Consider the following 24,653-nt stretch of genomic DNA (forward strand, 5'->3'; position numbering starts at 1 on the left):
CGGTAGGGTCGAGTTACCAAGCCGCGCTCACCTCACCGCTGCGCAATCACCATCGGCTGGTTCGGCACCGCCGCGCGGATCTCGGGCGAGTACATCGCCTCGACCTTCGACGGCGGCAGCTGCATCCGGCCCGCGGCGTTCAAGCGCATCACGTAGGTCACCGTGTGCGTCCCCCGCGGCAGCCACGCGAAATAGCCGCGCCATGTGTCGCGCCCGCGCTCGACATAGCTCGGCTGCGCGCCCGCCGCCTCGCCGCCCTCGGCCAGCATCTCCGATTGCCCGCCGAGCGATCCGAGCACCGTCGCGCCCGCCGGGACCGGATCGGCGATCACCACCCAGTTGCGGTCGGCGGTCGCTTCGACCGTCAGCGTCACGCGGATCACGTCGCCGCGCGTCAGCACGCCCTTGGTCTTGGCCTGCACCACCTCGGTCTTCCGCGACAGGCGGTAGCCGGCGCTGAGCGGCTGGGTCAGCGGCACCGCGGCCTTGACCTGCACCATCGCCCATGGCCCGGCCCCGCCCGACTGGCTGAGCGTCAACGGCGTCTGCTGCCCCACTGCGGGCAACGCCATGACGAAGCTGCGCTGCGGATCGGGCAGCGGCCAGCTGCGCGTCACGCTCTGCCCGCCGAGCGAGGCGGTGGTGATCCCCGCCACCGCGCTCGCGGGATAGGTGGTCGAGAATTTGCGCGCCGCGATCACGCCCCAGGCATTGGCGGTGGTCGTGTCCCAATGCCCGCGCTGCTGGCGGAGCGCCGCGCCGACCATCATCTTCGGCCCCTCGCCCGAGAAGCTCGGCCGCCCGAGCGTCGCGACCAGCGCTCGCAGCACCGACTCGTCGCCCGAGGACATCATCCACCACGCCGTGTTGGCGCTGTCGCTCAAGTCGATCCGCGTGCCCTCATAGACCAGCCGCGTCTTGAGCACGCCCTCCGCCGCCGCGCGCAGCTGCGCGCCATTGGCGAGACCAGCCACCTTGCCCAGCGCCGCGATGTAATCGGCCAGCGTAGAGGTCGGCATGTCCTGCGGGGTCATGCCGATCTGGCCGAGCATCGCGGCATTGGCCGCGCCCTGCCGCGCCAGCGCCGCGAACGCCGCGACCTTCTGCAGCCGGACATCGCCATAATCCTCGTGCCGCAGCCGCCCGTCGAGCACCGCCTTGAGCGCCTCGATCATCCGGCCGCGCGGCCCGTCGGGGATCGGCAGCCCCGCCTCGGCGGTGATCGACAGGATGTAGCTGGTCAGCGCCTCCGACCCGCGCAGGCTGTCCGAGGGGAAGTAACGCAGCAGCCCGTCGCTATCGAGATAGACCGGCATCTCCCCCGACAGGCGGTTCCACTCGCCCATGTCGCCGAGCACGATCGCGCGCGAGGTGCGCTGCTCGAAACAGCCATAGGGATAGGCCGCCATGTAATCGCGCACGCCCTGCAACGGCGGCGCCAGCGTGTCGGTGAGCAGCACCGAGACCTGGCCGAACCCCGCCAGCGCCCCCGCCGGCGGCTGGATCGCGACCGGCCCGCCCTCACCGACGCGCACCAGCGTCGCCGCCCAGGTCTCGACCGGCACTGCGGGCGCGATCTCCTGCGCCACGGTGATCGCATCGGCGGCCTTGCCACTCGCGTCCTTCGCCGTGACCTTCCACTGCAATTTGTCGAAGCCAGCCGGCGCGGTCAGGTTCCACGCGATCGGCACCGCCCCGCCCGCCGGAATCTCGACCGTGAGGTCACGCCCGGTAGCGACGCGCGGCGACAGCTCGACATGCGCCGTCACCTTCATCGGCTTGTCCGATCCGTTGCGCAGCGTGAAGCCGGCCGAATAGAAGTCGCCATTGCGCACCAGCGGCGGGATGCCGGCAAAGATCGACAGGTCCTGCGCGGTGCGCACCACGGTCTCGCCCATGCCGAAGGTCTGGCCGCCCTCCCCCAGCGCAATCGCCACAAGCTTGAACGAGCTCAGCGCATCGGACAGCGGCACTTGCAGTCGCGCTTGCCCGTCCGTGCCGATCGGGACCTTGCCTTTCCATAGCAGCACCGGCTGGAAATTCTCGCGGTTGAGCGCCGACAGATCCCCGCCGCCCCCGCCGCCGGCCTCGACCGCCTTGCGGCCATAGTGGCGCTTGCCGACCACCTGAGTCTGCGCAGTCGAGGTGAGCACCGAGATCGGCCGCTCGCCCATCATCGCCTTCAGCACGTCCCAGCTCTCGTTGGGCGCGAGCTGGAGCAGCGCCTCGTCCACCGCGACGAACGCGACATCGGCATTCGCCGCCGCCTTGCCGTCCGGGTTCCGCACCGTCAGCGCCACCGTGGCCGTATCGCGCGCGGCGTAACGCTCCTTGTCCGCCGCCACGTCGACTTTCATCCGGTGCCCTTCCCAGCCGACCTTCACCTTGGCGATGCCCAGGCGATAGCTCGGCTTGGCGAGATCGACCGTCGCGGTCGGCGCCGCGCCCTCGCGCGAGAAGAAGGGCAGGTTCCAGCGGCGCGCGAGGTCCGCCCACCAGAGCTTCCACCCGCCGATGCGCCCGCGCACCGCCATCACCGACACGAACACGTCGGGGGCATAGACGCCCTGCATCGGCACCTCGACCACCGGGTTATCGCCCGACAGCTCGGTGACGAAGCTCGACAGCACCCCCTCGCGCTCGACCGTGACCAGCGCGGTCGCGTTACGGAACGGCATGCGCACCTGGAAGCGTGCGGTGTCGCTCGACTTGTACTCCTGCTGCTCGGGGATGACGTCCATGCGGTCGCCATTGTCGCCGCCGAACCACCAGTCGTCCTCGCCCGCCAGCCACACCGAGGTCACCGCGCGCGCGACGTTGCCGCTCGCGTCCTCGGTCGTCGCCACCGCATAGACCTCGCCCGACACGCCCGGGTCGATCGCGCATTGCGCGAGGCCCAGCTCGTCAGTAGTCGCCGAGCAGCTCGCCGCGATCTTGGTCGTCTTGGCGTTGTTCTCATAGGCATAAAAGCCGCCGATCAGGCGCCGCCGCGCAGTCAATATCTCACGGCTGTACAGCGCCACCTGCACCCGCTGCCCCTTGACCGGCTTGCCCTGCGTATCGAGCGCGACGAAGCGGAGGCGCAGATCGTCCTCCTTCATCAGCCAGCCGTCGGTCCGGACCCCCAGCTGCACGCCCGAGGCATAGATCGGCACGCGCCGCGACGCCGTCAGGATCTCGCCATTGGCGTCCTGATAGTCCATCTCGACGCGCATCTGGCTGCTGCCGTCGAGCGTCTGCGGGATGTCGACATTGGTCCGCGCCGTCCCGTCCGCGCCCAAGGTGACCGGCAGCGTCTGCATCGGCGGAAGCGTGGTGGTGTCCTCCTCGCCCTCGCCATTCAGCGGCTTGGTCCCCTCGGCGATCGCCTTGCCGCCGAAGCTGTAGCCGTCATAGCCGTCGGGCGCCGCGATCCCGTCATAATAGCCGACGCGCAACTCGACCGGCAGGTTGGAGGCGCCACCGCCCGAGAGATAGCCGACGAACAGGTCGAGCGGCAGGCTCTTGGGCTTGACCGCCGCCTCCTTCGGCCCCGCGACCGAGGCCTTCATCGTCGGCAGCTTGTACTCGTCAACCTTGATCGACTGGTTGGTCCAGATCGTGTCGTCGCCCTTCACGAACTGCAGGTCGTAATCGCCCATCGGCGCGCCCTGCGGCACGTTCCACACCGTCTCGCCCACGCCCGAGGCATCGACCGTCACTGGCAGCTCGAAGCTGGTGTCCGACCCGCGATGACTGAGCTTGAGCGTCCCCGTGAACCCCGCCGGCGTCACGAAGCCCTGCGCCACCGGGCGGCGCAGCACATGCTTCATGTTGACCGCCTCGCCCTGGCGCACCAGCGCGCGGTCGAAGATGGTGTGGACGATCTCGCCCGCCGCCTCATAGCCATAGCGCAGGTCGAAGTCGTAGGGCCGGATGCCCTCGCCCCACGCGGTCAGCGTGAAGCTCATATCGTCGCCCTTGCGCGCCGAGATCATCAGCGGGTGCGAGTTGCCGTCCTCGCAGCTGCCATAGCTTTGCGGCTCGGGGATGCCCTGCTTGACCGCGAGCCGCCCCATATCGTCGGTGGTGCCCGTCGCCAGCGCCTGGCCGGTGCAGCTGTCGGTCACCTTGACCGCCGCGCCGCCAACCGGCTTGCCGCTGTCGAGCGAGGTCACCCAGGCGAGCGAGCCCTCGCGGCCCCATTTGAAATGCACCGCCATGTTGGTGACCAGCGCCCCCGCTGCCACGTAGCGCGGCGCATTCCTCCCGAGCAGCGCCTGCCCGAGCTGAGGCGAAGCCAGCTCGACGACATAGAATCCGGGCTTCTGCAGCGGAATCCCGACGACCTCGAACTCCTTGCCCTTGCCGGGCAGGCCGATGTTGAGCGGCGCGCCGAGACCCGGCGTCAGGATCGGCTTGGCGCCGGTCTGGTTGATGCGGATCGTCTCCTCGCCGCGCTTGACCTCGTCGACCGCGTAATCGTCGGCCTTGTCGATGTTGCGCAGCCATTTGGCGATCACCCCGTCCGAGGCATCGACGCGCATATGCTGCCCGGCGACCGAGAGGCCCTTGCCCTGCAGCGCGGCTTCGACGTTGCGCACGGTGACGGGCAGGATACCGCCCTCCTCCGCCTCGATGATCCCGAAGGGCGCCGCGAACTTCACCAGCGGCGGCGCCTCGTCGAAACGCACCTCGAGCGGGAAGCGCTCGGCATTGGCGAGCACGCGCCCGCTCTCGTCCTTGACCCCGGCAGGCAGGACGAGCTTTGCCGTGGTCGAGGCGGGCAGCGGCGACTCGAACTTGAGATCGCTCATCGTGTTGGCGCGCTTGTCGTCGTCGGACAGCGTCGGCGTCAGCTTCTTGCCGTCGGGCAGCTCGATGCGGACCTGCTCGGCCAGCTCCTTGGGGATCCGCGCGGAGAAGCGCACCCACGCCTCCTGCACCGGCGAGCAGCCCGCCTGCGGGTTGACGCGTGAGCATTCGAAGCGCGCGGTGAACGGCTTGCGCACGGTGAAGTCGAAGCGCTGCTCGGCCCCCGCGGTCTTGCCGCCCGCGCCAGCGATCGAGGCGCCCCACACCAGCGAGACGTCGCGGCCCGGCGGCAGCGGACGCCCGCACTTGACCGCGACCACGCTCGCCAGCGCCTTGGCACGAGTCGCCGCGTCGTCGGGCAATTTCTCGGCGATCCCCGAATCGGACAGGAAGTTGCGCACCTCCCAGCGCTCCGGGTTCAGCCCCTGGAGCAGCTTGCCGGGCAGCCCGGCGTCGAGCAGCTCGACCGGGATCTGCTCGCCCAGCCCCTCGACCGCGCAATAGGCCCCCGCGGCGATCGATTCGCGCGTCGCGGGCATGTTGGTGCCGATCAGGAAGACCTGGTCTTCCTCGATCTGCCCGCCGTAACGGCTCGGCAGCATCCCCTTCACGGTCGGCCCGCCGGCATCGACCTTGAAGCTCTGCGAACCGGTGACCGCATAGCCCGACAGGCTCTTCAGTTTCTCGTTGAGCTGGAACTCGCACACCGTGCCACCGGGCAAGGGGCTTGCGAACTCATGGACGAAGGTCTGCTGGTCGATCCAGCGCCCCTCGCCGCCGACCGGGCAAGTGACCTTGGCCGGCGCCGCCGCGCGCGGATCGCCGAGCGGCACCATCGGCGCGCTGAACCGGATCGTGAAACGCTCGATCGCGCCGTCGCCCATCCCGGGCGTGGCGAGCACCACCTGCGGGCTGGCGTCGCCCCAGGCAGCAAGCGGCGTCAACGCCAATGCCAGAACCGCCGCGGCGCGTGCGAGGTGCTTCATCGAACCCTCTCCCCCTTACAGGATGGCGGGAGCGTAACGAGGCGCGCGGGCAAGTCCAGCGGAGAGCTTCGTGAGAGCACTGATTTCGCAGCAACAGGCGGTGACTCAGTTTGGATCCCATCGTCACCCCGGCTCAAACTGCGTCTCCGCCCAGCAACGGTCACGGTTGACTCTCGATCGCTTCGAGTAAATACTTAAGTGAATGCTACAGTATCAAGCCGCCCCGCTCGACCTCGCCTTCCAGGCCCTGTCCGATCCCGCACGCCGTGCCATGGTCGAGCGCCTGAGCCTGGGGCCCGCCTCGGTCAGCGAGTTGGCCAAGCCACTCCCGATGACCCTGTCGGCGGTGGTCCAGCACCTGAAGGTTCTCGAAGAGGCCGCGCTGGTGAAAAGCGAGAAGGTGGGCCGCGTGCGCACCTGCACGCTGGAGATCAGCACCGTGACTCAGGTCGAACGCTGGATCGCCGAGCGCAAGCGCTTCTGGGAACAGCAATATGATCAACTGGAGGCCTATCTGGCCCGGACCGCCCCCGAGGAGGAAGACCGATGACCGTCACCAATGCGACCTTCACCATCGAGCGGGTGCTGAACGCTTCGCCGACGCGGGTGTTTGCGGCCTATGCCAGCCTCGAGGCCAAGAGCGCCTGGTTCAAGGCGCCGACGGACATCGAAACGCTGAACCGCGACTTCGACTTCCGCGTCGGCGGCAAGGAACGCTTCCACGCCCGCTGGCCAAGCGGCATGGTCACCGACTTCCAGGCCACCTACCACGACATCGTGGAGGATGAACGGATCATCCTCGTCTACGACATGTTCCACAACGGCGATAAGCTGTCGGTCTCCCTGCTGACGATCGAACTCAGGGCCGAGGGCGACAGGACCCGGCTGACCCACACCGAGCAGGGCTCCTATCTGACCGGCGGCGACGAGGCAGTGAAGAGCCGCGAGCACGGCACGACCTGGCATATCGACAATCTCGTCGCTGTCCTCGAGGGCCGCGAAGCAAGGGCGTTCGCATGAGCATCGAACTCTTCGCTCACCCCTTCTCGTCCTACTGCCAGAAGGCGCTCATCGCCTTCTACGAGAACGATGTCCCGTTCACCTGGCGGATGCTGGAGGACGCCGGCGTCGGCGAGGAACTCGCGTCGCTGTGGCCGATGAAGCGCTTTCCGATCCTGCGCGAGAACGGGCGCGTGGTGCTGGAGGCCAGCATCGTCATCGAATATCTTCAGGTCCATCACCCGGGACCGGTGAAGCTGATCCCGGAGGATCCCGATCTCGCCCTCGAGGCGCGGATGCTCGACCACTTCTTCGACAACTATGTCATGACGCCCCAGGGCAAGTTCGTGTTCGACGCCCTGCGCCCGGCCGAGAACCGCGATCCCCACGGCGTCGAGGACGCGCGCAAGATGCTGGACACCAGCTACGCGTGGCTGGACCAGTATCTGCAGGGCCGCACCTGGGCGGTGGGCGAGACCTTTACCCTCGCCGACTGCGCCGCCGCGCCCTCGCTCTTCTATGCCGATTGGACCCACCGGATTCCCGAGCAATACGGCAATCTCACGGCCTATCGCACACGCCTGCTGCAGCGGCCGTCCTTCGCCCGGGCGGTGGACGAGGCGCGGCGCTTCCGCCACTATTTCCCGCTGGGGGCGCCGGACCGGGATTAGGCGCGCCTGCGACCATCCGGGCTTGTCGCAACGCGCTCAGCTCCCGCCAAACACCCGCAACGGGCCGGTAGCGGCCTCCGGTCGGGCGCTTCCCTTTAAGCGACAATCTGATGGGCGAAGAGGAGACGCCAAGCGGGTGAATCACCAACTTCGGCAACGACATGTTCCGCCGCCGGGTTTTCCCGGGCCCGGCGAATCGGCCTGTTTTCGCCGATCCGGCGCGCCACGCGCCCTTCCGTCAAACACGCAACGCCCGGAAAACCACGGGGACGCGCTTGCGCTTTCCTACAGGAACCCAATTGGTTATACTGATAACTGAATTCGAGCCGATATGGGGAAAGTGGAATCCATGCCACATGCTGTCCGAAAATGTGGAAATTGGAAAAAGGGATTGGGCGCGGCTCAGTCCTCTGTCGTCTCCACCCGCCCCTTGAATCCCTGCGCCACCACGAACCACTCCACCGATCCCTTGCGGCTCGATGGCGGCTTGGCGTGCTTCACGGTGGCGAAGTTGCGCTTCATCTCGGCGACGAACTTGCCGTCGCCGCCGCTCGCGAACACCTTGCTGACGAAGGTGCCGCCGGGCGCGAGATTCTCGATCGCGAACTGGAACGCGGTCTCGACCAGCCCCATGGTGCGCAACGCATCGGTCTGCGGATGGCCGACGGTGTTCGCCGCCATGTCCGACATGACCAGGTCGGGCGCGCCGCCCAGCGCCTCGAGCAGCAGGCCCGGCGCGGCGTCGTCCATGAAGTCCATCTGGAAGATCGTGACGCCCTCGATCGGGTCGACGGGCAGCAGGTCGATCCCCACCACCGCCGCCCGGGGGCATTTGCGGCGCACCACCTGGCTCCACCCGCCCGGCGCCAGCCCCAGGTCGACCACACGCTTCGATCCCTTGAGCATGTCGAACTTCTCGTCGAGCTCGATCAGCTTGTAGGCGGCACGGCTGCGATAGCCCTCGGCCTTGGCCTGCTTGACATAGGGGTCGTTGAGCTGGCGTTCGAGCCAGCGCACCGATTGGCTGGTGCGCCCGCGCGCCGTCCTGACGCGGGTGCGCCCGCGCGTTCCACCCCGGCTCATTTCGCGTCCCTCATTGTGCGCGGCTGCCCATCAGGCGGCGCAGGATGCCCTCGCGGATGCCGCGATCGGCGATGCCGAGCCGCTCGGCGGGCCAGATGTCCATGATCGTCTCCAGGATCGCGCAGCCCGCCACCACCAGGTCGGCGCGCTCCGCCCCGATGCACGGGATCGCCGAGCGCCCCTTCATGTCGAGCCCGGCGATACGCTGGCTGACGGCGCGCATCGACGCGGCGGGCATGATCAGCCCGTCGACCGCCGAGCGGTCGTAGGAGGGCAGGCCGAGATGCACGCTGGCGAGCGTCGTCACCGTCCCGCTGGTGCCGAGCAGCCGCGGCGTTCCGGAGACCGCGGGCAGCCGCGCGATGAACGGCGCGAACGCCTCGGCCACGCTCTCGCGCATCCGGGCATAGCCGGCGGCGCGCAGCTTGGGATCGTGATCGCCGGTGATGCCGCGCGCCTCGGTCAGCGAGACCACGCCCCACGGCGCGCTGTGCCAGTCGAGGATGCGCGGATGCTCGCCCGCCGAATCGACCAGCACCAGCTCGGTCGAGCCGCCGCCGATGTCGAACACCAGTGCCGGGCCGTCGCCCGGCTCGAGCAGCGCGTGGCAGCCGAGCACGGCGAGCCGCGCCTCCTCCTCGGCGGTGATGATGTCGAGCACGATCCCCGTCTCGCGATAGACGCGCTGGATGAACTCGGGCCCGTTGGCGGCCTGGCGGCACGCCTCGGTTGCGACCGCGCGCGACAGCGCGACGTGGCGGCGCTTGAGCTTGTCCGCGCAGATCCGGAGCGCAGCGATGGTGCGCTCGATCGCGGCGTCGGAGAGCCGCCCGCTCGACGCGAGCCCTTCGCCGAGCCGCACGATCCGCGAAAAGGCATCGACCACGGTGAACCCCGACCCCTGCGGGCGGGCGATCAGCAGCCGGCAATTGTTGGTGCCAAGGTCGAGCGCGGCATAGTGCCGGGCCTCGGGCCAGCGTGCCCGCCCTTGCGGCGGAGACGGATTCGGGGCCGGGCGGGCCGGTTTCGGAGCCGGCGGGCGCGGCATCCTGGCGGAGCCTTCCCCCATCGCAAACCACTCACTTATGTTCTTCCGTCACGGCCAAGCCGGCCGCCGGTGCTTGGGGGCGAAGCTAGCGCATGGCGGGCAGGGGGGCAAGGCAAGGGGAATCGGCGACCCGGACAACCCCTCTTGACCCCCGCCCGGCGCCCGCCTAGATGCCCCGGCTCCAACGGCATTGCCCTGTCGTCTAATGGTAAGACTACGGACTCTGACTCCGTCAATCGTGGTTCGAATCCACGCGGGGCATCCAATTCTTCACCGCCGCTGAAGCGAAAGCGCCGCCAGCACAATGCCGACGGCGCCTCAACCTTACTGCGTCGGGAAACCCCGGCGCTTGAACAGCGCCTTCACGTCGGGATCGCGGCCGCGGAAGGCCTTGTAGGCTTCCTTGCGGTCGGTCTCGTTGCCCGTCGCCAGCAGGATGGTGCGGAACTTGTCGGCGGTGGCCTTGTCCCAGACGTTGCCGGTCTCCTCGAACGCCGCCCAGGTGTCGGCGTCCATCGTCTCCGACCACAGGTACGAATAGTACCCGGCCGAATAGGCGTCGGACGAGAACAGGTGATTGAACTGCGGCAGGCGGTGCCGCATCACGATCTCCTTGGGCATCTGCAGCTCGGCCAGCGTCTGGCGCTCGAACGCGTCGGGATCGGCGACCGGCGTGTCGCGGTCGTGCAGCTTCATATCGACGATCGCCGAGGAGAGATACTCGACCGTGTCGAAGCCCTGGTTGAAGGTCTGCGCCTTCTCGATCTTCTCGACCAAAGCCGCCGGGATCACCTCGCCGGTCTTGTAGTGCTTGGCGAAGCGGTTGAGCACATCTGGCGTCAGCAGCCAGTTCTCGTTCACCTGGCTCGGATATTCGACGAAGTCGCGCGGCGTGCCGCCGAGGCCGGGATAATAGACGTCGCCGAGCAGCGCGTGCAGCGCGTGGCCGAATTCGTGGAACAGCGTCGAGGCGTCGTCGATGCTGATCAGCGTCGGTTCACCCCCGCCGCCCTTGGTGAAATTGTTGTTGTTCGAGCCCAGCACGATGTTGTCGCCGCGCAGCCCCGAACGGCCGCGATAGGCGGTCGCCCAGGCGCCCGAGCGCTTCCCCGCGCGCGCGAAATTGTCGAGGTAGAAGACGCCGACGGTCTTGCCCTCGCGCGTCACCTCGAAGGTGCGGACATCGGGGTGGAACACCGGGATGGTGCCGGTATTTTCCTTGAACTGCAGGTCGTAAAGGCGCCCTGCGGCATAGAACATGGCGTTCACCATGTTGTTGAGCTCGAGATACGGCTTCACCTCGCTCTCATCGAGGTCGTACTTCGCCTTGCGGACCTTTTCCGCATAATAGCGATAGTCCCAGCCTTCGATCGTGATCTTGGGCCCCTTGCCCGCCGCGGCCTCGGCATCGGCGAGCTTCTGCATATCGGCGACTTCCTCGAGCACGCGGGCACGCGCCGCGGGCCAGACCGACATCATCAGCTTGGTCGCGTTGGCGGGGGTCTCTGCCATCGTGTCGTCCATCCGGTATTCGGCGTGGTTCTTGAAGCCGAGGATCTTGGCGCGCTCCTGCCTGAGCTTGAGGATCGCGGCGATGGTCGCGTTGGTGTCGTTCGCGTCGCCATTGTCGCCGCGGTTGATGTACGCGTTGTAGACCTTCTCGCGCAGGTCGCGGCGCGTCGAGTACATCAGGAAGGGCTGCATCGACGAGCGCGTGTTCTTGACCGCCCACTTCCCCGCCTGGCCGCGCGCCTTGGCTTCCTCGGCAAGGCTCGCCTTGAAGCTATCGGACAACCCGGCGAGGTCGGCCTCGCTCGCCAGGATGATCGCGGTCTCCTCATCGGCCAGCACGCGCTTGCTGAACTCGGTGTAGAGCTTGGCGAGTTCGCCGTTGATGCGCTTGACCTCGGTCTTCTGCGCGTCGTCGAGCAGCGCGCCCGAGGTGACGTAGTCGCGATATTCGCGCTCGAGCAGGCGCAGTTGCTGGGCGTTGAGGCCGAGCGACTGACGCTTGTCGTGAAGCGCCTTCACCCGGGCGAACATCTTGGGGTCGAGGCTCAATTCGGTGAAGAAGGCCGAGAGCTTGGGACTCCATTCGGCCGCGATCTTCTGCACCTCGGGCGTGGCGAGGTTGCTGGTGTAGACGCCCCATACCGGGAAGACGCGGTTGAACGCGCTGGTGTTCTTCTCGGCCGCCTCGATCGTGTTGGCGAAGGTCGGGGCCTCGGGATTGTCGCGGATCTTGACGAACTCGGCGCGCGCCTCGGCCATCGCCTTCTCGAACGCCGCCGGGAACATCGCCGGGGTCAGCTTGTCCCACTGGGGCACGCCGTCGAACAGGCCGGGCCATTTGTCGAGCATCGGCGCGGGATCGGGGGCAGCGGCGGTGGCGGGAGCCGGAGCGTTCTGGGGCATGGGAGCGGCCTGGACGTTGGTGGCGAACAGCGAGGTGGTGGCGAGCAGGATCGCGCCGGTGACGGGCTTCATCAAATTCCCCCGGAATATGGTGTGATAGGCGAATGATACGCAGCCGCCAACGCCATTGGCAAGCGGTTGACTCTGTCTACCAACGGAACAAAATAGGAACGATCTGTCCCGAGTCGGAGTTTGCAGGCAGGAAACATGGCCGATCCCGCCGTCATCAGGCAATTGCGCGAGACGCTGAGCGCAATCGAGGGAAGCGGTTTTCTTCGCCGCCGCCCGGTGCTGCCGTTCGGCCTCGGCAGGCTCGATACGCGGCTGGCGGATGGCGGGCTGCGGCTTGATGCGCTGCACGAGGTCGCGGCGGCGACGCCCGACCTGTCCGACGATGCCGCCGCGACCCTGTTCACGGCCGGAATCGCCGCGCGCGCCTGGGGCCCGGTGCTGTGGGTGGTGCGGCGGCGCGACCTGTTCGCGCCGGGCCTCTACCAGTCGGGGCTCGCGCCCAAGCGCGTGCTCTATGCCGAGGCCGCGGACGATGACGAGCTGCTCGCGATCATGGAGGAGGGACTGCGGCACCGCGGCCTCGGCGCGGTGGTGGGCGAGGCGCGGCGGGTGGGCATGCCGGCGACGCGACGGCTCCAGCTCGCGGCGGAGGGCGGGCGCACGATCGCGCTGCTGATGAAGCGGCACCCCAGGCAGGCGGGTGACCCGCTCGGCGCGCCCTCGGCGGCGGTGACGCGGTGGCGCGTGGCCTGCGCGCCCTCGGCGCCGCTGCCGGTGGAAGGCGTGGGGCGTGCGCGCTGGCAGCTCGGCCTCGCACGGCAAAAGGGGGGCGATTCTTTCGATATTCAAGTGGAGGCATGCGATGAAACGGGTCGCTGCGCTCTACCTGCCCCTCTGGCCGATCGAGCGGTTGCGGCAGGCGGAGCGGCGGCACGCGCCGCCTGAGATCGCGCACGGCGCGCTCCCCGCGGCACGCGCCCCGCTGCGCAAGCCGGCCCAGCATGAGGGTCATTGGCGCCCCGGCGCACGCTGGGCGGCGGATGCGGATGAGGTGTCGGCACAATCCTCCCCCGCCAGGGAGTGCCGGGTTGGATTGCCGCCGGCAATCCAAGCCCGTGCCGGGGGCACGGGCGACCCGACACTGTGGCAGGCGAAGCCTGACGGAGGGGGAGGAAGCACAACGGGAGTTGGTCGCCGCCCTCCCCCTCCACCGCCTTCGGCGGTCCCCCTCCCCCTGGCGGGGGAGGATCAGGGCGACCCCCTCGTCACCTCGCTCCGCAACGGCAGCCGGATCGAGATCGCCGCGGCCTGCCCCGCTGCCCAGGCATTGGGGCTGCGAGCCGGCATGGCGGTCACCCAGGCGCGCGCGCAGGTGCGCGGGCTCGATATCCGCCCGGCGGATCCCGAGGGCGATCTCGCCGCGCTCCGCCGTCTCGCTACCCTCGCGGCACGGCGCTGGTCGCCGATCGTCGCACTGTCGGGCAGCGACGGGCTGTTCCTTGACCTCACCGGCACGGCGCATCTGTTCGGCGGCGAAGCCCGGATGGCACGCCATTTCGTCCGCCTGCTCGCTCGCGCCGGCTTCACCGCGCAGGTCGCGGTCGCCGACACGCCAGGCGCCGCCTGGGCGCTGGCGCGGCATGCGCGCGAACGGGTGACGATCTGCCCGCCCGATCGACAGGCGCAGGCGCTCACCGATTTCCCCACCTCCGCGCTGCGCATCGACGAAGCCGCGGTCGAACTGCTCAAGCGCCTCGGCATCGAACGGATCGGCCAGCTCGCCGCGATGCCGCGCGGACCGCTCGTCCGCCGCTTCGGCGCGGCGGCGGTGCTGCGCATCGACCAGGCGCTGGGCCGCATGCCCGAGCCGCTCGACCCGGTGATCCCGCCCGAGGCCGTCGTCGCCCGCCAGCGCTTCGCCGAGCCGATCGCGACGGCCGAGGCGATCGAACATTGGCTGGGCGAGCTCGTCCCCAGCCTCACCGCCGCGCTCGAGGGCGAGGGGTTGGGTGTACAGGCGCTCGAATGCATCGCCGACCGGGTGGACGGCGTGCCGCAGCGTATCCGCATCGGCCTTGCCCGGCCGAGTCGCGATCCGGCGCATCTCCTGCGCCTGCTCAAGCGCCGGATCGAGGATGTGGAGCCTGGCTACGGCATCGACGCCATCGCGCTCCACGTGCGCCGCGCCGCGCCGCTGGGCCCCGAGCCGGTGGTCGAGCGGCTCGACGAGGAGGCCGCGCCCGACATCGCGACCCTGGTCGATACGCTGGCGACGCGGATCGGCCTCAAGCGGATGTGGCGAATGCGCGCAGTGGAGAGCGACGTCCCCGAACGCGCCGCGGCGCGGACGGCGGTGCTCGACCCGCCCGAACGCGGCGGCGCGCGGCCACGGATCGACGATGTGGGACAGCTCGATCGCAACCCGGCGCTGCATCCCTGGCATCCCGAATGGCCCAAGCCCGCGCGCCTGCTGCGCCGGCCCGAGCGGCTCGACCATGTCATCGCCGAGCTGCCCGACCATGCCCCGCGCCGCTTCACCTGGCGCGGCCAGCCCCACCGCGTGGTGCGCGCCGACGGGCCCGAGCGAATCCATGGCGAATGGTGGAAGCGCCCAGCCGAGGCCGAGCAGGTGCGCGACTACTTCCGCGTCGAGGACGAGGCCGGCCGCCGCTACTGGCTGTTCCGCCGCGGCGATGGCGAGCAGAGCGCGACGGGGGACCTCAGCTGGTATCTCCATGGGGTGTTCGGATGAGTTACGCCGAGCTCCAGGTCACCACGCATTTCTCGTTCCTGCGCGGCGCCTCCTCGCCCGAGGAATTGTTCCGCCAGGCCGCTTTGCTCGGCCTGCCCGCGCTCGGCATCGTCGACCGCAATTCGGTGGGCGGGGTGGTGCGTTCGCTGGTCGCCGCCGAGCAATTCGCCGCGCTCGGCGCGCCGATCCGGATGATCGCGGGCTGCCGGCTCGACCTGACCGACGGCAGCTCGGTGCTGGTCTGGCCCGAGGATCGCGCCGCATGGTCGCGGCTCACCCGCCTGCTCACGCTCGGCAAGTCCCGCGCCGACGCGCAAAGGGGCGAGAAGGGCAGATGCTTCCTTCATTGGGAGGATCTCGCCGAGGCGGCCAAAGGGCTGGTCGGCGCGCTGGTGCCCGGCATGGCCGACCCGGGCGACCCCTTGGCGCTACGCTGGATGGCGGACGCGTTCGGCGACCGCGGCCATGTCTGCCTGACCCAGCACCGCCGTCCCGGCGATGCGATGCGGCTGCACCAGCTCGACATCGCCGCCCGGCGCTTCGGGCTCACGCCACTCGCCACCGGTGACGTGCTCTACGCCACCCCGGGTGAGCGCATGCTGCAGGACGTGGTCACCGCAATCCGCGAGAAATGCACGATCGACGAGCTTGGCTTCCGCCGCGAGCGCAGCGCCGACCGGCATCTGAAATCACCCGAAGACATGGCGCGCCGCTTCCGCGATCATCCCGAAGCGCTGCGCGCGTCGCTGGCGATCGCCGAACGCTGCACCTTCTCGCTGCGCGAGCTCAAGCATCAATATCCAGAGGAGGAAGTCCTTCACGGAAGGACGGCGCAGCAAGCGTTGCACCAACTGGCATGGAACGGGCTGCGGCAAAAATTTGGGCCGCATCCGGCCAAGCCCTATTGCGACCTGCTCACCCACGAGCTCGGGCTGGTCGAGCGGATGGGCTACGCGCCCTATTTCCTCACGGTCAATTCGATCGTCCAGTTCGCCTTGAGCCAGCAGATCCTGTGCCAGGGGCGCGGCAGCGCGGCCAATTCGGTGATCTGCTTCGCGCTCGGCATCACCTCGATCGATCCGATCGAGCACCAATTGCTGTTCGAACGCTTCATCTCGACCGAGCGCAAGGAGCCGCCCGACATCGATGTCGATTTCGAGCATGAGCGGCGCGAGGAAGTGATCCAGTGGATCTACGAGGCCTATGGCCACGATCATGCCGCGCTGACCGCGGTGGTCAGCCGCTACCGCTCGCGTGGGGCATTGCGTGAGGTCGGCAAGGCGATGGGTCTGCCCGAGGATCTGACGGCGGCGCTGTCGAGCCAGGTCTGGGGCTCGTCGAACGATGTCGACGACAAGCATGCCGACGCGCTCAACCTCGACCGCAGCGACCCGCGCCTCGCGCTGACGCTCGAGTTGGCACGCCAACTGGTCGGCACGCCGCGCCATCTGTCGCAGCATCCCGGCGGCTTCGTGCTGACCCGCGACAAGCTCCACGACCTGATCCCGGTCGAGCCGGCGGCGATGATCGACCGCCGCGTAGTCGAGTGGGAGAAGCTCGATATCGAGGAGCTCGGCTTCATGAAGGTCGATATCCTCGGCCTCGGCATGCTCGGTTGCATGCGCCGCGCCTTCGACTTGCTCGCCGCGCACAAGGCGACGCACCTCACCCTCGCCTCGCCGCTGATGCAGAAGGACGATCCGCTCACCTTCGAGATGATCCGGCAGGCCGACACGCTCGGCGTGTTCCAGATCGAGAGCCGTGCGCAGATGTCGATGCTGCCGCGGATGAAGCCGGTCAATTTCTACGACATCGCGATCCAGGTGGCGATCGTCCGGCCCGGCCCGATCCAGGGCAATATGGTGCACCCCTATCTCAAGCGGCGGCAGGATCCCGATCAGGTCGAATATCCCTCGCCCAAATTGAAAACGGTGTTGCTGAAAACATTGGGCGTGCCGCTGTTCCAGGAACAGGCGATGCAGGTCGCGATCGTCGGGGCGGGTTTTTCGCCTTCGGAAGCTGACCGGCTACGCCGCGCCATGGCGACGTTCAAGTCAACCGGAGGAATTGGCGAGTTCAGACCCAAGCTGATCGATGGCATGCTGGCCAACGGCATCAGCCAGGAGTTCGCCGAGCGGCTGGTCGCGCAGATCGAGGGGTTCAGCAACTACGGCTTCCCGGAGAGCCATGCGGCGAGCTTCGCCAAGATCGCCTACGCCTCGTCTTGGATGAAATGCCATCATCCCGACGTGTTCTGCACGGCGCTGCTCAATGCGCAGCCGATGGGCTTCTACGCGCCCGCCCAGCTCATCCGCGATGCCCGGACGCACGGCGTGGAGGCGCGGCCGGTGTGCATCAACGACAGCGACTGGGATACGCGGATGGTGCCGGAAGGAGATAATGCACGGCCGCGGCATGCCGGCTTCTGTGGAACCGATACGGATTGGGCGACCCTTCAGCCCATCCGGCTGGGCATGCGGATCGTACAGGGGCTGTCAAAGGACGACGGCGAGGCCATCATCAAGGCCCGCACCGCTGACGGTCCTTTCACCTCGATCGAGGAGGTCTGGCGCCGTTCGGGCGTGAAGCCAGCCGCGCTCGAACGGCTGGCGCGCGCCGATGCCTTTCAGGCGCTGGGGCTCAATCGCCGCCAGGCACTGTGGGCGATCAAGGGTCTCGCCAACCGGCCGCTCGACCTGTTCGCTGCCGCCGACCTGCGCGAGGGCAAAACCGCGCCCGAGAGCATCGAGGCGCCGGTCGCGCTCGCGCCGCTCACGCAAGGGCGCGAGGTGGTCGAGGATTACCGCGCGACGCAATTGTCGCTCCGCGCGCATCCGGTGGCGTTCCTGCGCGATCGCCTTGCGGCGCGGCGGATCGTGCGATGCGCGGACCTCATGCAGATGAAGGACGGCCAGCGCGTCGAGGTCGCCGGGCTGATCCTCGTGCGCCAGCGGCCGGGCAGCGCCAAGGGCGTGGTGTTCGTGACGCTGGAGGACGAGACCGGCATCGCCAATGCGGTGCTGTGGGCCGACCGGTTCGAGGCCAATCGCCGCACCGTAATGGCCGCGACGATGCTCGCGGTGCGCGGCCGGGTGCAGCGCGAGGGGATCGTGATCCATGTCGTCGCCGAGCAGCTCACCAACTTGACCGACTGGCTGCGCGAGGTGGGCGATCTCGACCTGCCGCACCTCATGCCCGGCGACGGCGCGACGCATGGCGGCACGATCGACCCGCGCGACCGGCTGCTGCCGCGCCGCAGCCTCAAGACGCCGGACCTGATCCCGGTGCGTTCGCGGGATTTCCATTGAGATGGGCGGGCAGGCGAAGCGGCAATGGCACAGGCCGCTCTATCTGATGATCAAGCCGCACTCGCCCGAACGTGCCCGGCTCGTCCGCCTCTGCGCGGCGCTCGGGATCGAGATCAGCTACGCGCCCGAACGGTGGCACAGCACCTTGCTGCCGATTGGGGAGAGCACGCGATCGACGATCGACAAGGTGCATTGGGCGCTGGAGCGGCTCGACGCCGAACCCTTTCCGGTCGCGTTCGACCATATCGAGGGCGACACGCTCAAACCCCGCAAGGGCCAGCGCACACCAGGATATTTCCAGCGTGCCCTCGCGGCGCGCATCGCGCGTTGCGGCATTCCAGTGCCGGACTACAAGTTCAGCCTGCACCTCAATCTCGCCTATGGCGGCGCCTCGGCGCGGCGCGCCGCGGTCCCGCTCATCGAATGGGCGGTCGATGAAATCTTGCTGATCGAAAGCGGGAACGGCCGGCATATCGATCATGGCCGATGGCCGCTGATCGATCGGCAGGGCGTGCTCGAATTCTGATCGGTCCCGGCGCGGGATCGCGCCGCCACAGCCGATCGATGCTCAGAAACCCAACCCCAACTGCGGCATCTCCCGCGTGACAACACCGTCTTTCACCTCGACGCCCTCGATCTCGAGCATGCGCGCCTTGGACAACGCGCCACCGGGTGCCGAGAAGCCCCCGATCCGCCCGTTCGCAGCCGTCACGCGATGGCAGGGGATGATCAGCGGTACCGGGTTGGCCGCCATTGCCTGCCCCACGTCGCGGGCGAACTCCGGCCCTGCTCCGAGCATTCTGGCGATCGCACCATAGGTCGCCGTCTCGCCCCAACCAAGTTGGCGCACGACACCATAGACGCGTTCGAAAAAGGGCTCCTGCACCCCGAGATCGACGGGCACGCCGGCAAAATCGACCTGCTCCCCGGCGAAATATCGCAGCACGTCATCGATCACGGCCTGCACCGGAGCGAGCGGCGATACTGCCTTCGCGCCCGGCAGGCGCCGCAGAAGCGCTCGCTCCGCCTCCTGCGCCGAGCCTGCCGGCAGCCGGAAGCGGTTGATGCCCTTTGCGTTCCAGCCGATCGCCGCAAAGCCCGCCGCGGTCCTGAACACGTGATAGCTTTCGACCGTCATGATGCACCATCAGCCCGCAGCGCCGCTGCGCTCAGGTGAACATCGGAACTCCATCAGGCGTTCGCAACCCGCCTTGCCGGCAAGCGCGTCCTAGCCCCCGACGGTCTGCTCGATCACCCCGAAGATCGGGTGATGCCGGTCGTCCTCAGCCCAGATGCGCACAGTGTCGCCGGTCTTGAGGAACGGCGTCACCGGCTTGCCGCCGTTGATCGTCTCGACCGTGCGGACCTCGGCCAGGCACGAATAGCCGACGCCGCCCTCGGCGATCGGCTTGCCGGGGCCGCCATCGCCGTCGCGGTTCGAGACGGTACCCGAACCGATGATCGTGCCTGCGCCCAGCGCGCGAGTCTTGGCGGCATGCGCGACCAAGGTGCCGAAGTCGAACGTCATGTCCTCGCCCGCCTCCGCGCGGCCGAATGGCTTGCCGTTCAAATCCACCATCAGCTTGCGGTGCAGCTTGCCATCGCGCCACCAATCGCCGAGCGCGTCCGGGGTCACCAACACCGGGGAGAAAGCGCTCGCCGGCTTGGACTGGAAGAAGCCGAATCCCTTGGCGAGCTCGCCGGGAATCAGGTTGCGCAGCGACACGTCATTGGTGAGGCCGACCAGCCGGATCGCGGCCAACGCCTGCTCACGGCTGGCGCCAAGCGGCACGTCGCCGGTGACCACCACCACTTCGGCCTCGAGGTCGCAGCCCCAGGCCTCGTCGGCGAGCGGAATCGGGTCGCGGGGCCCGAGAAAACCGTCGCTGCCACCCTGGTACATCAGCGGATCGTGCCAGAAGCTCTCGGGCATCTCCGCCCCGCGCGCCTGCCGCACCAGCGCGACATGGTTCACATAGGCCGAGCCATCGGCCCATTGATAGGCACGCGGCAACGGTGCCGCCGCCTCGCGCTCGTGGAAGCGTTCGCGCGGGATCACCTCGTGATCGAGATCGGTGGCGAGGTTGCGGAGGTCGGGCTCGAGCCGGTCCCAGTCGTCGAGCGCGGCCTGCAGCGTCGGCGCGATATGCCCGGCATCGGCATACCAGGCGAGATCGGTGGAGACAACGACCAGCTTGCCGTCACGGCCTTGCTTGAGGCTCGCCAGTTTCATTCGTTACTCCTTCTCCTGTCTCATACCCTTAGCGTAGCCGCCCAACCGCGCAACGCCTCTTGACGCGAACGCCCCCGACGGCCATTGGCGCCCCGCATTTCCGAAAAGCCCGGCCGCCGAGTCCTGTCGAAGGGCGGCCTTGGGTCTGCCTGGCAGGCGGAGACGTGTATCCATGGCAAATGTCGCAGTGATCGGCGCCCAATGGGGCGATGAGGGCAAGGGCAAGATCGTCGACTGGCTCGCCAGCCGCGCCGATCTGGTGGTCCGCTTCCAGGGCGGGCACAATGCCGGCCACACGCTCGTCGTCGGCGACAAGGTCTACAAGCTCTCGCTGCTCCCCTCGGGCCTGGTGCGCGGCACGCTCTCGGCGATCGGCAACGGGGTGGTGTTCGACCCCTGGCATTTCCGCGACGAGGTCGCCCGGCTGCGCGAGCAGGGCGTCGAGATCAGCCCCGAGACGCTTCAGGTCGCCGAGACCGCCCCGCTGATCCTGCCCTTTCACCGCGATCTCGATGCGCTGCGCGAGGATGCCTCAGGCGCGGGCAAGATCGGCACCACCCGCCGCGGCATCGGCCCGGCCTATGAGGACAAGGTTGGCCGCCGCGCGATCCGGGTGTGCGACCTTGCCCATCTCGACGACCTCGGCGCGCAGCTCGACCGCCTGTGCGCGCACCACGACGCGCTGCGCGCTGGGTTCGGCGAGCCGCCGATCGACCGTGCCGCGCTGCTCGAAGAGTTGCGCGAGATCGCCCCTTCCGTCCTGCCCTATGCCGCGCCGGTGTGGCTGACGCTCAAACACGCCAAGGAAGCCGGCAAGCGCATCCTGTTCGAAGGCGCGCAGGGCGTGCTGCTCGACGTCGATCACGGCACTTACCCCTTCGTCACCTCGTCCAACACGGTGAGCGGCTCGGCCGCCTCCGGCTCGGGCCTCGGCCCGGGCTCGGTCGGGTTCGTGCTGGGAATCGTCAAGGCCTACACCACGCGCGTCGGCTCGGGGCCCTTCCCGAGCGAACAGGATAACGCGATCGGCGAATTGCTCGGCACGCGGGGGCGCGAGTTCGGCGTGGTGACGGGGCGCAAGCGCCGCTGCGGCTGGTTCGACGCGGTGCTGGTGCGCCAGTCGGTCGCGGTGAGCGGCGTCACCGGTGTGGCGCTGACCAAGCTCGACATCCTCGACGGGATGGAGAATCTCCGCATCTGCATCGGCTACAAGGTCGGCGACCGGCACTATGACTATCTGCCGCCCAGCCCGCAGGACCAGGCGCGCGCCGAAGCGGTCTATGAGGAATTCGAGGGCTGGCGCGAATCGACCGCAGGCGCGCGCAGCTGGGCGCAGCTTCCCGCGCAGGCGATCAAATATATCCGCCGGATCGAGGAGCTGATCGGGTGCCCGGTGGCGCTGGTCTCGACCAGCCCCGAGCGCGAAGACACGATCCTCGTCCGCGACCCGTTCGCGGACTGACCGAAAACTTCCGCGATCCCTTCGCGGACTACTCAAAAAGTCGTCGTTTCGGACGCAACAGGTCGCTGCGCCCGAAACGACGAAAGCCCGTCAATAAGCGGTCGAGTTAGGCTCGGGCGCCGTCTCGGTGCCGTTGCTGGTCGGATCGGTGCTGGGCTCGACATCGGTCGTATTCGACGTCGTCTCAGGTGCCGTGGTTTCCGGCGCGGGCACGCCCTGGTTGCTCATCTCGTTCTGCAACGGCGGCTCGGTCTGGCCCGGCGCGATATGCGCGATCGCAGCGGTCGAACCGCAAAGAAGAAGAAGGCTGAACAGCGTCTTATGGCGCATGGGATACTCCTGGTTACGTGGCATAGGAGTAACGCCGCGGCGCGCAGAGGGTCCCGAAACCGTTCCTCGCCTCGTCGCCCCGACGTGCCGTTCCGTCCCCGGAACGCATGCAACGCGGGACGAGACGATTGAACTAGATCGAGAAAATCAGCCGATCTGGGCGCGATGCAGCAGTTTCTGGTCGGCCAGGACCAGCGCCATCATCGCCTCGACCACCGGCGCGCCGCGGATACCGACGCAGGGATCGTGCCGCCCCTTGGTGCGGATCTCGGTCGCTTCGCCCTCGCGCGTGACCGTCTCCACGGGGGTCAGGATCGAGCTGGTCGGCTTGAACGCGACGCGCACGCGCACCGGCTGACCGGTCGCGATCCCGCCGGCGATGCCGCCCGCGTGGTTGGCGAGGAATTGCGGGCCGTTCTCGCCCGGCCGCATCGGATCGGCATTGGCCTCGCCGGTCAGCGCCGCCGCAGCGAAGCCGTCGCCGATCTCGACGCCCTTCACGGCATTGATGCTCATCATCGCCGCGGCGAGCTCGCTGTCGAGCTTGGCATAGAGCGGCGCACCCCAGCCTGCGGGCACGCCGGTCGCCTCGCACGCGATCACCGCGCCGAGCGACGAGCCCGCCTTGCGCGCGTCGTCGACGAGCGTCTCCCAGCGCGCAGCAGCGTCGGCATCGGGGCAGAAGAAGGGGTTGTTGCCGATCTCGGCGGCGTCGAACTTCGCATAGTCGATCGCGTCGCCGCCGATCGCCTCGACCCAAGCGAGGATCGCGACCTCCGGGATCACCTTGCGCGCCACCGCACCCGCCGCGACGCGCATCGCGGTCTCGCGCGCCGAGGAGCGCCCGCCGCCGCGATAGTCGCGAAAGCCGTATTTGGCGTCATAGGCATAGTCGGCATGGCCGGGTCGATAGGCCGCGGCCACTTCCGAATAGTCCTTGGAACGCTGGTCGACATTCTCGATCAGCAGGCTGATCGGGGTGCCGGTGGTCTTGCCTTCGAACACGCCGGAGAGGATGCGGACCAGGTCCGGCTCCTGCCGCTGCGTGGTGAAGCGCGACTGGCCGGGACGGCGCTTGTCGAGAAAGGGCTGGATATCGGCTTCGGCGAGTTCCAGACTTGGCGGGCAACCATCCACCACAGCGCCGATCGCGGGGCCATGGCTCTCTCCCCAGGTGGTGAAGCGGAAGACCCGCCCGAACGTGTTGAAGCTCACCCGTCTTGTCCCAGCATCGCGAACGCTCCCGCATGGTCCGCCTGCCCGCGGACCCCGCACGGAAGCTTTCCATCCTGCAGCGCCAGCGCCATCAGATAGTCGCCCGCATAGGGCGAGACGAAGCCTCGCGCCAGATCGGCCGCATAGCCGAACCGCTCATAATAAGCCGGATCGCCGAGCACGAAGCTCAGCACATAGCCTGCATCGGCGAGATGCTGGTGCCCCACTGCGATCAACGCTTCGGCCACGCCCTGGCGGCGATACGCCATGTCGACTGCAACCGGGGCAAGCGCCACGGCAGCGATCGGCTGGTCGTTGACCCGCGCATCCATCCGGCTGAACGCGACCATGCCGGCGAGCGCGCCGGTCTCCTCGTCGTCCGCCACCAACGTCAGCACCATATCGCCGTCGATGCACAGCCGCTGGACGAGCAGCGCCTCATCCGGCGCCGGGAAACTGCGCCGCAGCAGCGCGTCGATCGCCGCGACGTCGCCGCCGGTCGCCGGGCGGATCGCGATGGTCATCAGACCAGCGCCCAATCAGACAAGGGCAATATCCGGCGCGTCCTCGGCTTTCATGCCGATCACGTGATAGCCGGCATCGACATGGTGGGTCTCGCCGGTGGTGCCGCTCGACAGGTCGGAGAGGAAGTAGAGGCCGGCGCCGCCGACATCCTCGATCGTCACGTTGCGTTTCAATGGCGAGTTGAGCTCGTTCCACTTGAGGATCAGGCGGAAGTCGCCGATGCCCGATGCCGCCAGCGTCTTGATCGGCCCGGCGCTGATCGCGTTGACGCGGATATTCTGCCTGCCGAGATCGACCGCGAGATACTGCACGCTGGTCTCCAGCGCCGCCTTGGCCACGCCCATCACGTTATAGTGCGGGATCACCTTCTCGGCACCGTAATAGCTCAGCGTCAGCAGCGAACCACCCTCGGGCATCATCGCGCTGGCGCGCTTCGCCACGGCGACAAACGAATAGACACTGATGTTCATCGTCATCAGGAAATTGTCGAGGCTGGTGTCGACATAGCCGCCGCGCAGCTCGTTCTTGTCCGAGAAGCCGATCGCGTGGACGACAAAGTCGATCGTCGGCCAGCGTTCCGCGAGCGTCGCGAAGGTCTTGTCGAGCTCGGTCATGTCGCTGACGTCGCAGTCGATCAGGAAATCGCTGCCGAGCTCCTCGGCCAGCGGGCGCACACGCTTCTCCAGCGCCTCGCCCTGGTAGCTGAACGCCAGCTCGGCACCATGCTCGCGCAGCTTCTTCGCAATCCCCCAGGCGAGCGAGCGATCATTGGCCAGGCCCATGATCAGCCCGCGCTTGCCCTGCATCAATCCGGTCACGT

Annotated in this window: 18 protein-coding genes and 1 tRNA gene; 9 read left to right on the top strand and 10 right to left on the bottom strand. The window is 68.2% G+C overall.

The window, feature by feature from the left end:
• Nucleotides 1–32 precede the first annotated feature (32 nt).
• Complete coding sequence (locus OK349_RS10515; protein ID WP_265117760.1) at nt 33–5,780, bottom strand: alpha-2-macroglobulin family protein; 5,748 nt, start codon at nt 5,778–5,780, stop codon at nt 33–35.
• A 202-nt stretch (nt 5,781–5,982) separates the two neighbouring features.
• On the opposite strand from OK349_RS10515, the gene OK349_RS10520 reads away from it, so the two are divergent.
• The 3 genes from OK349_RS10520 to OK349_RS10530 are packed head-to-tail and all read left to right on the top strand — an operon-like array spanning nt 5,983 to nt 7,450.
• Nucleotides 5,983–6,330 (top strand): ArsR/SmtB family transcription factor, encoded by a 348-nt coding sequence (locus tag OK349_RS10520; RefSeq protein WP_265117761.1) that lies wholly within the window; start codon nt 5,983–5,985, stop codon nt 6,328–6,330.
• A complete protein-coding gene (locus OK349_RS10525) occupies nt 6,327–6,800 on the top strand; it encodes an SRPBCC family protein (RefSeq protein ID WP_265117762.1) in 474 nt (157 codons plus the stop codon). Before OK349_RS10520 ends, OK349_RS10525 begins: the two co-directional genes overlap by 4 nt.
• Complete coding sequence (locus tag OK349_RS10530) at nt 6,797–7,450, top strand: glutathione S-transferase family protein (RefSeq protein ID WP_265117763.1); 654 nt, start codon at nt 6,797–6,799, stop codon at nt 7,448–7,450. Before OK349_RS10525 ends, OK349_RS10530 begins: the two co-directional genes overlap by 4 nt.
• A gap of 402 nt (nt 7,451–7,852) precedes the next feature.
• Here the strand turns inward: OK349_RS10530 and OK349_RS10535 are convergent, their stop codons facing one another.
• Both OK349_RS10535 and OK349_RS10540 read right to left on the bottom strand, forming a co-directional pair.
• The gene (locus OK349_RS10535; protein WP_265117764.1) at nt 7,853–8,533 is read right to left on the bottom strand and encodes an RlmE family RNA methyltransferase; all 681 of its coding nucleotides are present in this window, start codon (nt 8,531–8,533) and stop codon (nt 7,853–7,855) included.
• A gap of 10 nt (nt 8,534–8,543) precedes the next feature.
• Complete coding sequence (locus OK349_RS10540; protein WP_265117765.1) at nt 8,544–9,581, bottom strand: Ppx/GppA phosphatase family protein; 1,038 nt, start codon at nt 9,579–9,581, stop codon at nt 8,544–8,546.
• A gap of 191 nt (nt 9,582–9,772) precedes the next feature.
• Here OK349_RS10540 and OK349_RS10545 point away from each other — a divergent pair.
• Nucleotides 9,773–9,846 (top strand) — tRNA-Gln (locus tag OK349_RS10545).
• A 59-nt stretch (nt 9,847–9,905) separates the two neighbouring features.
• Here the strand turns inward: OK349_RS10545 and OK349_RS10550 are convergent.
• Complete coding sequence (locus OK349_RS10550) at nt 9,906–12,068, bottom strand: M3 family metallopeptidase (RefSeq protein WP_265117766.1); 2,163 nt, start codon at nt 12,066–12,068, stop codon at nt 9,906–9,908.
• Nucleotides 12,069–12,203: 135 nt separating this feature from the next.
• On the opposite strand from OK349_RS10550, the gene OK349_RS10555 reads away from it, so the two are divergent.
• Genes OK349_RS10555 through OK349_RS10570 form a run of 4 tightly spaced genes read left to right on the top strand, consistent with a single transcriptional unit; the run spans nt 12,204 to nt 18,594 of the window.
• A complete protein-coding gene (locus OK349_RS10555) occupies nt 12,204–12,953 on the top strand; it encodes an ImuA family protein (RefSeq protein ID WP_265117767.1) in 750 nt (249 codons plus the stop codon).
• The gene (locus OK349_RS10560) at nt 12,871–14,760 is read left to right on the top strand and encodes a Y-family DNA polymerase (protein WP_265117768.1); all 1,890 of its coding nucleotides are present in this window, start codon (nt 12,871–12,873) and stop codon (nt 14,758–14,760) included. The genes OK349_RS10555 and OK349_RS10560 overlap by 83 nt, the downstream gene beginning before the upstream one ends.
• The gene (locus tag OK349_RS10565; RefSeq protein WP_265117769.1) at nt 14,757–18,068 is read left to right on the top strand and encodes an error-prone DNA polymerase; all 3,312 of its coding nucleotides are present in this window, start codon (nt 14,757–14,759) and stop codon (nt 18,066–18,068) included. The genes OK349_RS10560 and OK349_RS10565 overlap by 4 nt, the downstream gene beginning before the upstream one ends.
• Before the next feature lies 1 nt (nt 18,069).
• Entirely contained in the window at nt 18,070–18,594 is a 525-nt protein-coding gene (locus OK349_RS10570; RefSeq protein ID WP_265117770.1) for a 2'-5' RNA ligase family protein, read from the top strand.
• Between the two features lie 42 nt (nt 18,595–18,636).
• Here the strand turns inward: OK349_RS10570 and OK349_RS10575 are convergent, their stop codons facing one another.
• Both OK349_RS10575 and OK349_RS10580 read right to left on the bottom strand, forming a co-directional pair.
• On the bottom strand, nt 18,637–19,206 hold the full coding sequence (locus OK349_RS10575; RefSeq protein ID WP_265117771.1) for a methylated-DNA--[protein]-cysteine S-methyltransferase: 570 nt from the start codon (nt 19,204–19,206) through the stop codon (nt 18,637–18,639).
• A 90-nt stretch (nt 19,207–19,296) separates the two neighbouring features.
• Nucleotides 19,297–20,301 (bottom strand): fumarylacetoacetate hydrolase family protein, encoded by a 1,005-nt coding sequence (locus tag OK349_RS10580; protein WP_265117772.1) that lies wholly within the window; start codon nt 20,299–20,301, stop codon nt 19,297–19,299.
• Nucleotides 20,302–20,473: 172 nt separating this feature from the next.
• On the opposite strand from OK349_RS10580, the gene OK349_RS10585 reads away from it, so the two are divergent.
• On the top strand, nt 20,474–21,763 hold the full coding sequence (locus tag OK349_RS10585) for an adenylosuccinate synthase (protein WP_265117773.1): 1,290 nt from the start codon (nt 20,474–20,476) through the stop codon (nt 21,761–21,763).
• A gap of 90 nt (nt 21,764–21,853) precedes the next feature.
• Here the strand turns inward: OK349_RS10585 and OK349_RS10590 are convergent, their stop codons facing one another.
• From OK349_RS10590 to fabI, 4 genes are all read right to left on the bottom strand, one after another.
• Nucleotides 21,854–22,093, bottom strand: coding sequence for a hypothetical protein (locus OK349_RS10590; RefSeq protein WP_265117774.1), 240 nt, complete (start codon nt 22,091–22,093; stop codon nt 21,854–21,856).
• A gap of 147 nt (nt 22,094–22,240) precedes the next feature.
• Complete coding sequence (aroC, locus tag OK349_RS10595; RefSeq protein WP_265117775.1) at nt 22,241–23,308, bottom strand: chorismate synthase; 1,068 nt, start codon at nt 23,306–23,308, stop codon at nt 22,241–22,243.
• Entirely contained in the window at nt 23,305–23,832 is a 528-nt protein-coding gene (locus OK349_RS10600; protein ID WP_265117776.1) for a GNAT family N-acetyltransferase, read from the bottom strand. Before OK349_RS10600 ends, aroC begins: the two co-directional genes overlap by 4 nt.
• Nucleotides 23,833–23,847: 15 nt before the next feature.
• A complete protein-coding gene (fabI, locus tag OK349_RS10605) occupies nt 23,848–24,651 on the bottom strand; it encodes an enoyl-ACP reductase FabI (RefSeq protein WP_265117777.1) in 804 nt (267 codons plus the stop codon).
• Nucleotides 24,652–24,653 lie beyond the last annotated feature (2 nt).

Origin of the sequence: Sphingomonas sp. BT-65, from assembly GCF_026107375.2 — a bacterium.
Classification (GTDB): Bacteria; Pseudomonadota; Alphaproteobacteria; order Sphingomonadales; family Sphingomonadaceae; genus Sphingomonas.

Bases quoted from the DNA above. Each gene is read 5' to 3' on its own strand.
- OK349_RS10515 (WP_265117760.1), bottom strand. From the start codon at position 5,780: ATGAAGCACCTCGCACGCGCCGCGGCGGTTCTGGCATTGGCGTTGACG.
- OK349_RS10520 (WP_265117761.1), top strand. From the start codon at position 5,983: ATGCTACAGTATCAAGCCGCCCCGCTCGACCTCGCCTTCCAGGCCCTG.
- OK349_RS10525 (WP_265117762.1), top strand. From the start codon at position 6,327: ATGACCGTCACCAATGCGACCTTCACCATCGAGCGGGTGCTGAACGCT.
- OK349_RS10530 (WP_265117763.1), top strand. From the start codon at position 6,797: ATGAGCATCGAACTCTTCGCTCACCCCTTCTCGTCCTACTGCCAGAAG.
- OK349_RS10535 (WP_265117764.1), bottom strand. From the start codon at position 8,533: ATGAGCCGGGGTGGAACGCGCGGGCGCACCCGCGTCAGGACGGCGCGC.
- OK349_RS10540 (WP_265117765.1), bottom strand. From the start codon at position 9,581: ATGCCGCGCCCGCCGGCTCCGAAACCGGCCCGCCCGGCCCCGAATCCG.
- OK349_RS10550 (WP_265117766.1), bottom strand. From the start codon at position 12,068: ATGAAGCCCGTCACCGGCGCGATCCTGCTCGCCACCACCTCGCTGTTC.
- OK349_RS10555 (WP_265117767.1), top strand. From the start codon at position 12,204: ATGGCCGATCCCGCCGTCATCAGGCAATTGCGCGAGACGCTGAGCGCA.
- OK349_RS10560 (WP_265117768.1), top strand. From the start codon at position 12,871: ATGAAACGGGTCGCTGCGCTCTACCTGCCCCTCTGGCCGATCGAGCGG.
- OK349_RS10565 (WP_265117769.1), top strand. From the start codon at position 14,757: ATGAGTTACGCCGAGCTCCAGGTCACCACGCATTTCTCGTTCCTGCGC.
- OK349_RS10570 (WP_265117770.1), top strand. From the start codon at position 18,070: ATGGGCGGGCAGGCGAAGCGGCAATGGCACAGGCCGCTCTATCTGATG.
- OK349_RS10575 (WP_265117771.1), bottom strand. From the start codon at position 19,206: ATGACGGTCGAAAGCTATCACGTGTTCAGGACCGCGGCGGGCTTTGCG.
- OK349_RS10580 (WP_265117772.1), bottom strand. From the start codon at position 20,301: ATGAAACTGGCGAGCCTCAAGCAAGGCCGTGACGGCAAGCTGGTCGTT.
- OK349_RS10585 (WP_265117773.1), top strand. From the start codon at position 20,474: ATGGCAAATGTCGCAGTGATCGGCGCCCAATGGGGCGATGAGGGCAAG.
- OK349_RS10590 (WP_265117774.1), bottom strand. From the start codon at position 22,093: ATGCGCCATAAGACGCTGTTCAGCCTTCTTCTTCTTTGCGGTTCGACC.
- OK349_RS10600 (WP_265117776.1), bottom strand. From the start codon at position 23,832: ATGACCATCGCGATCCGCCCGGCGACCGGCGGCGACGTCGCGGCGATC.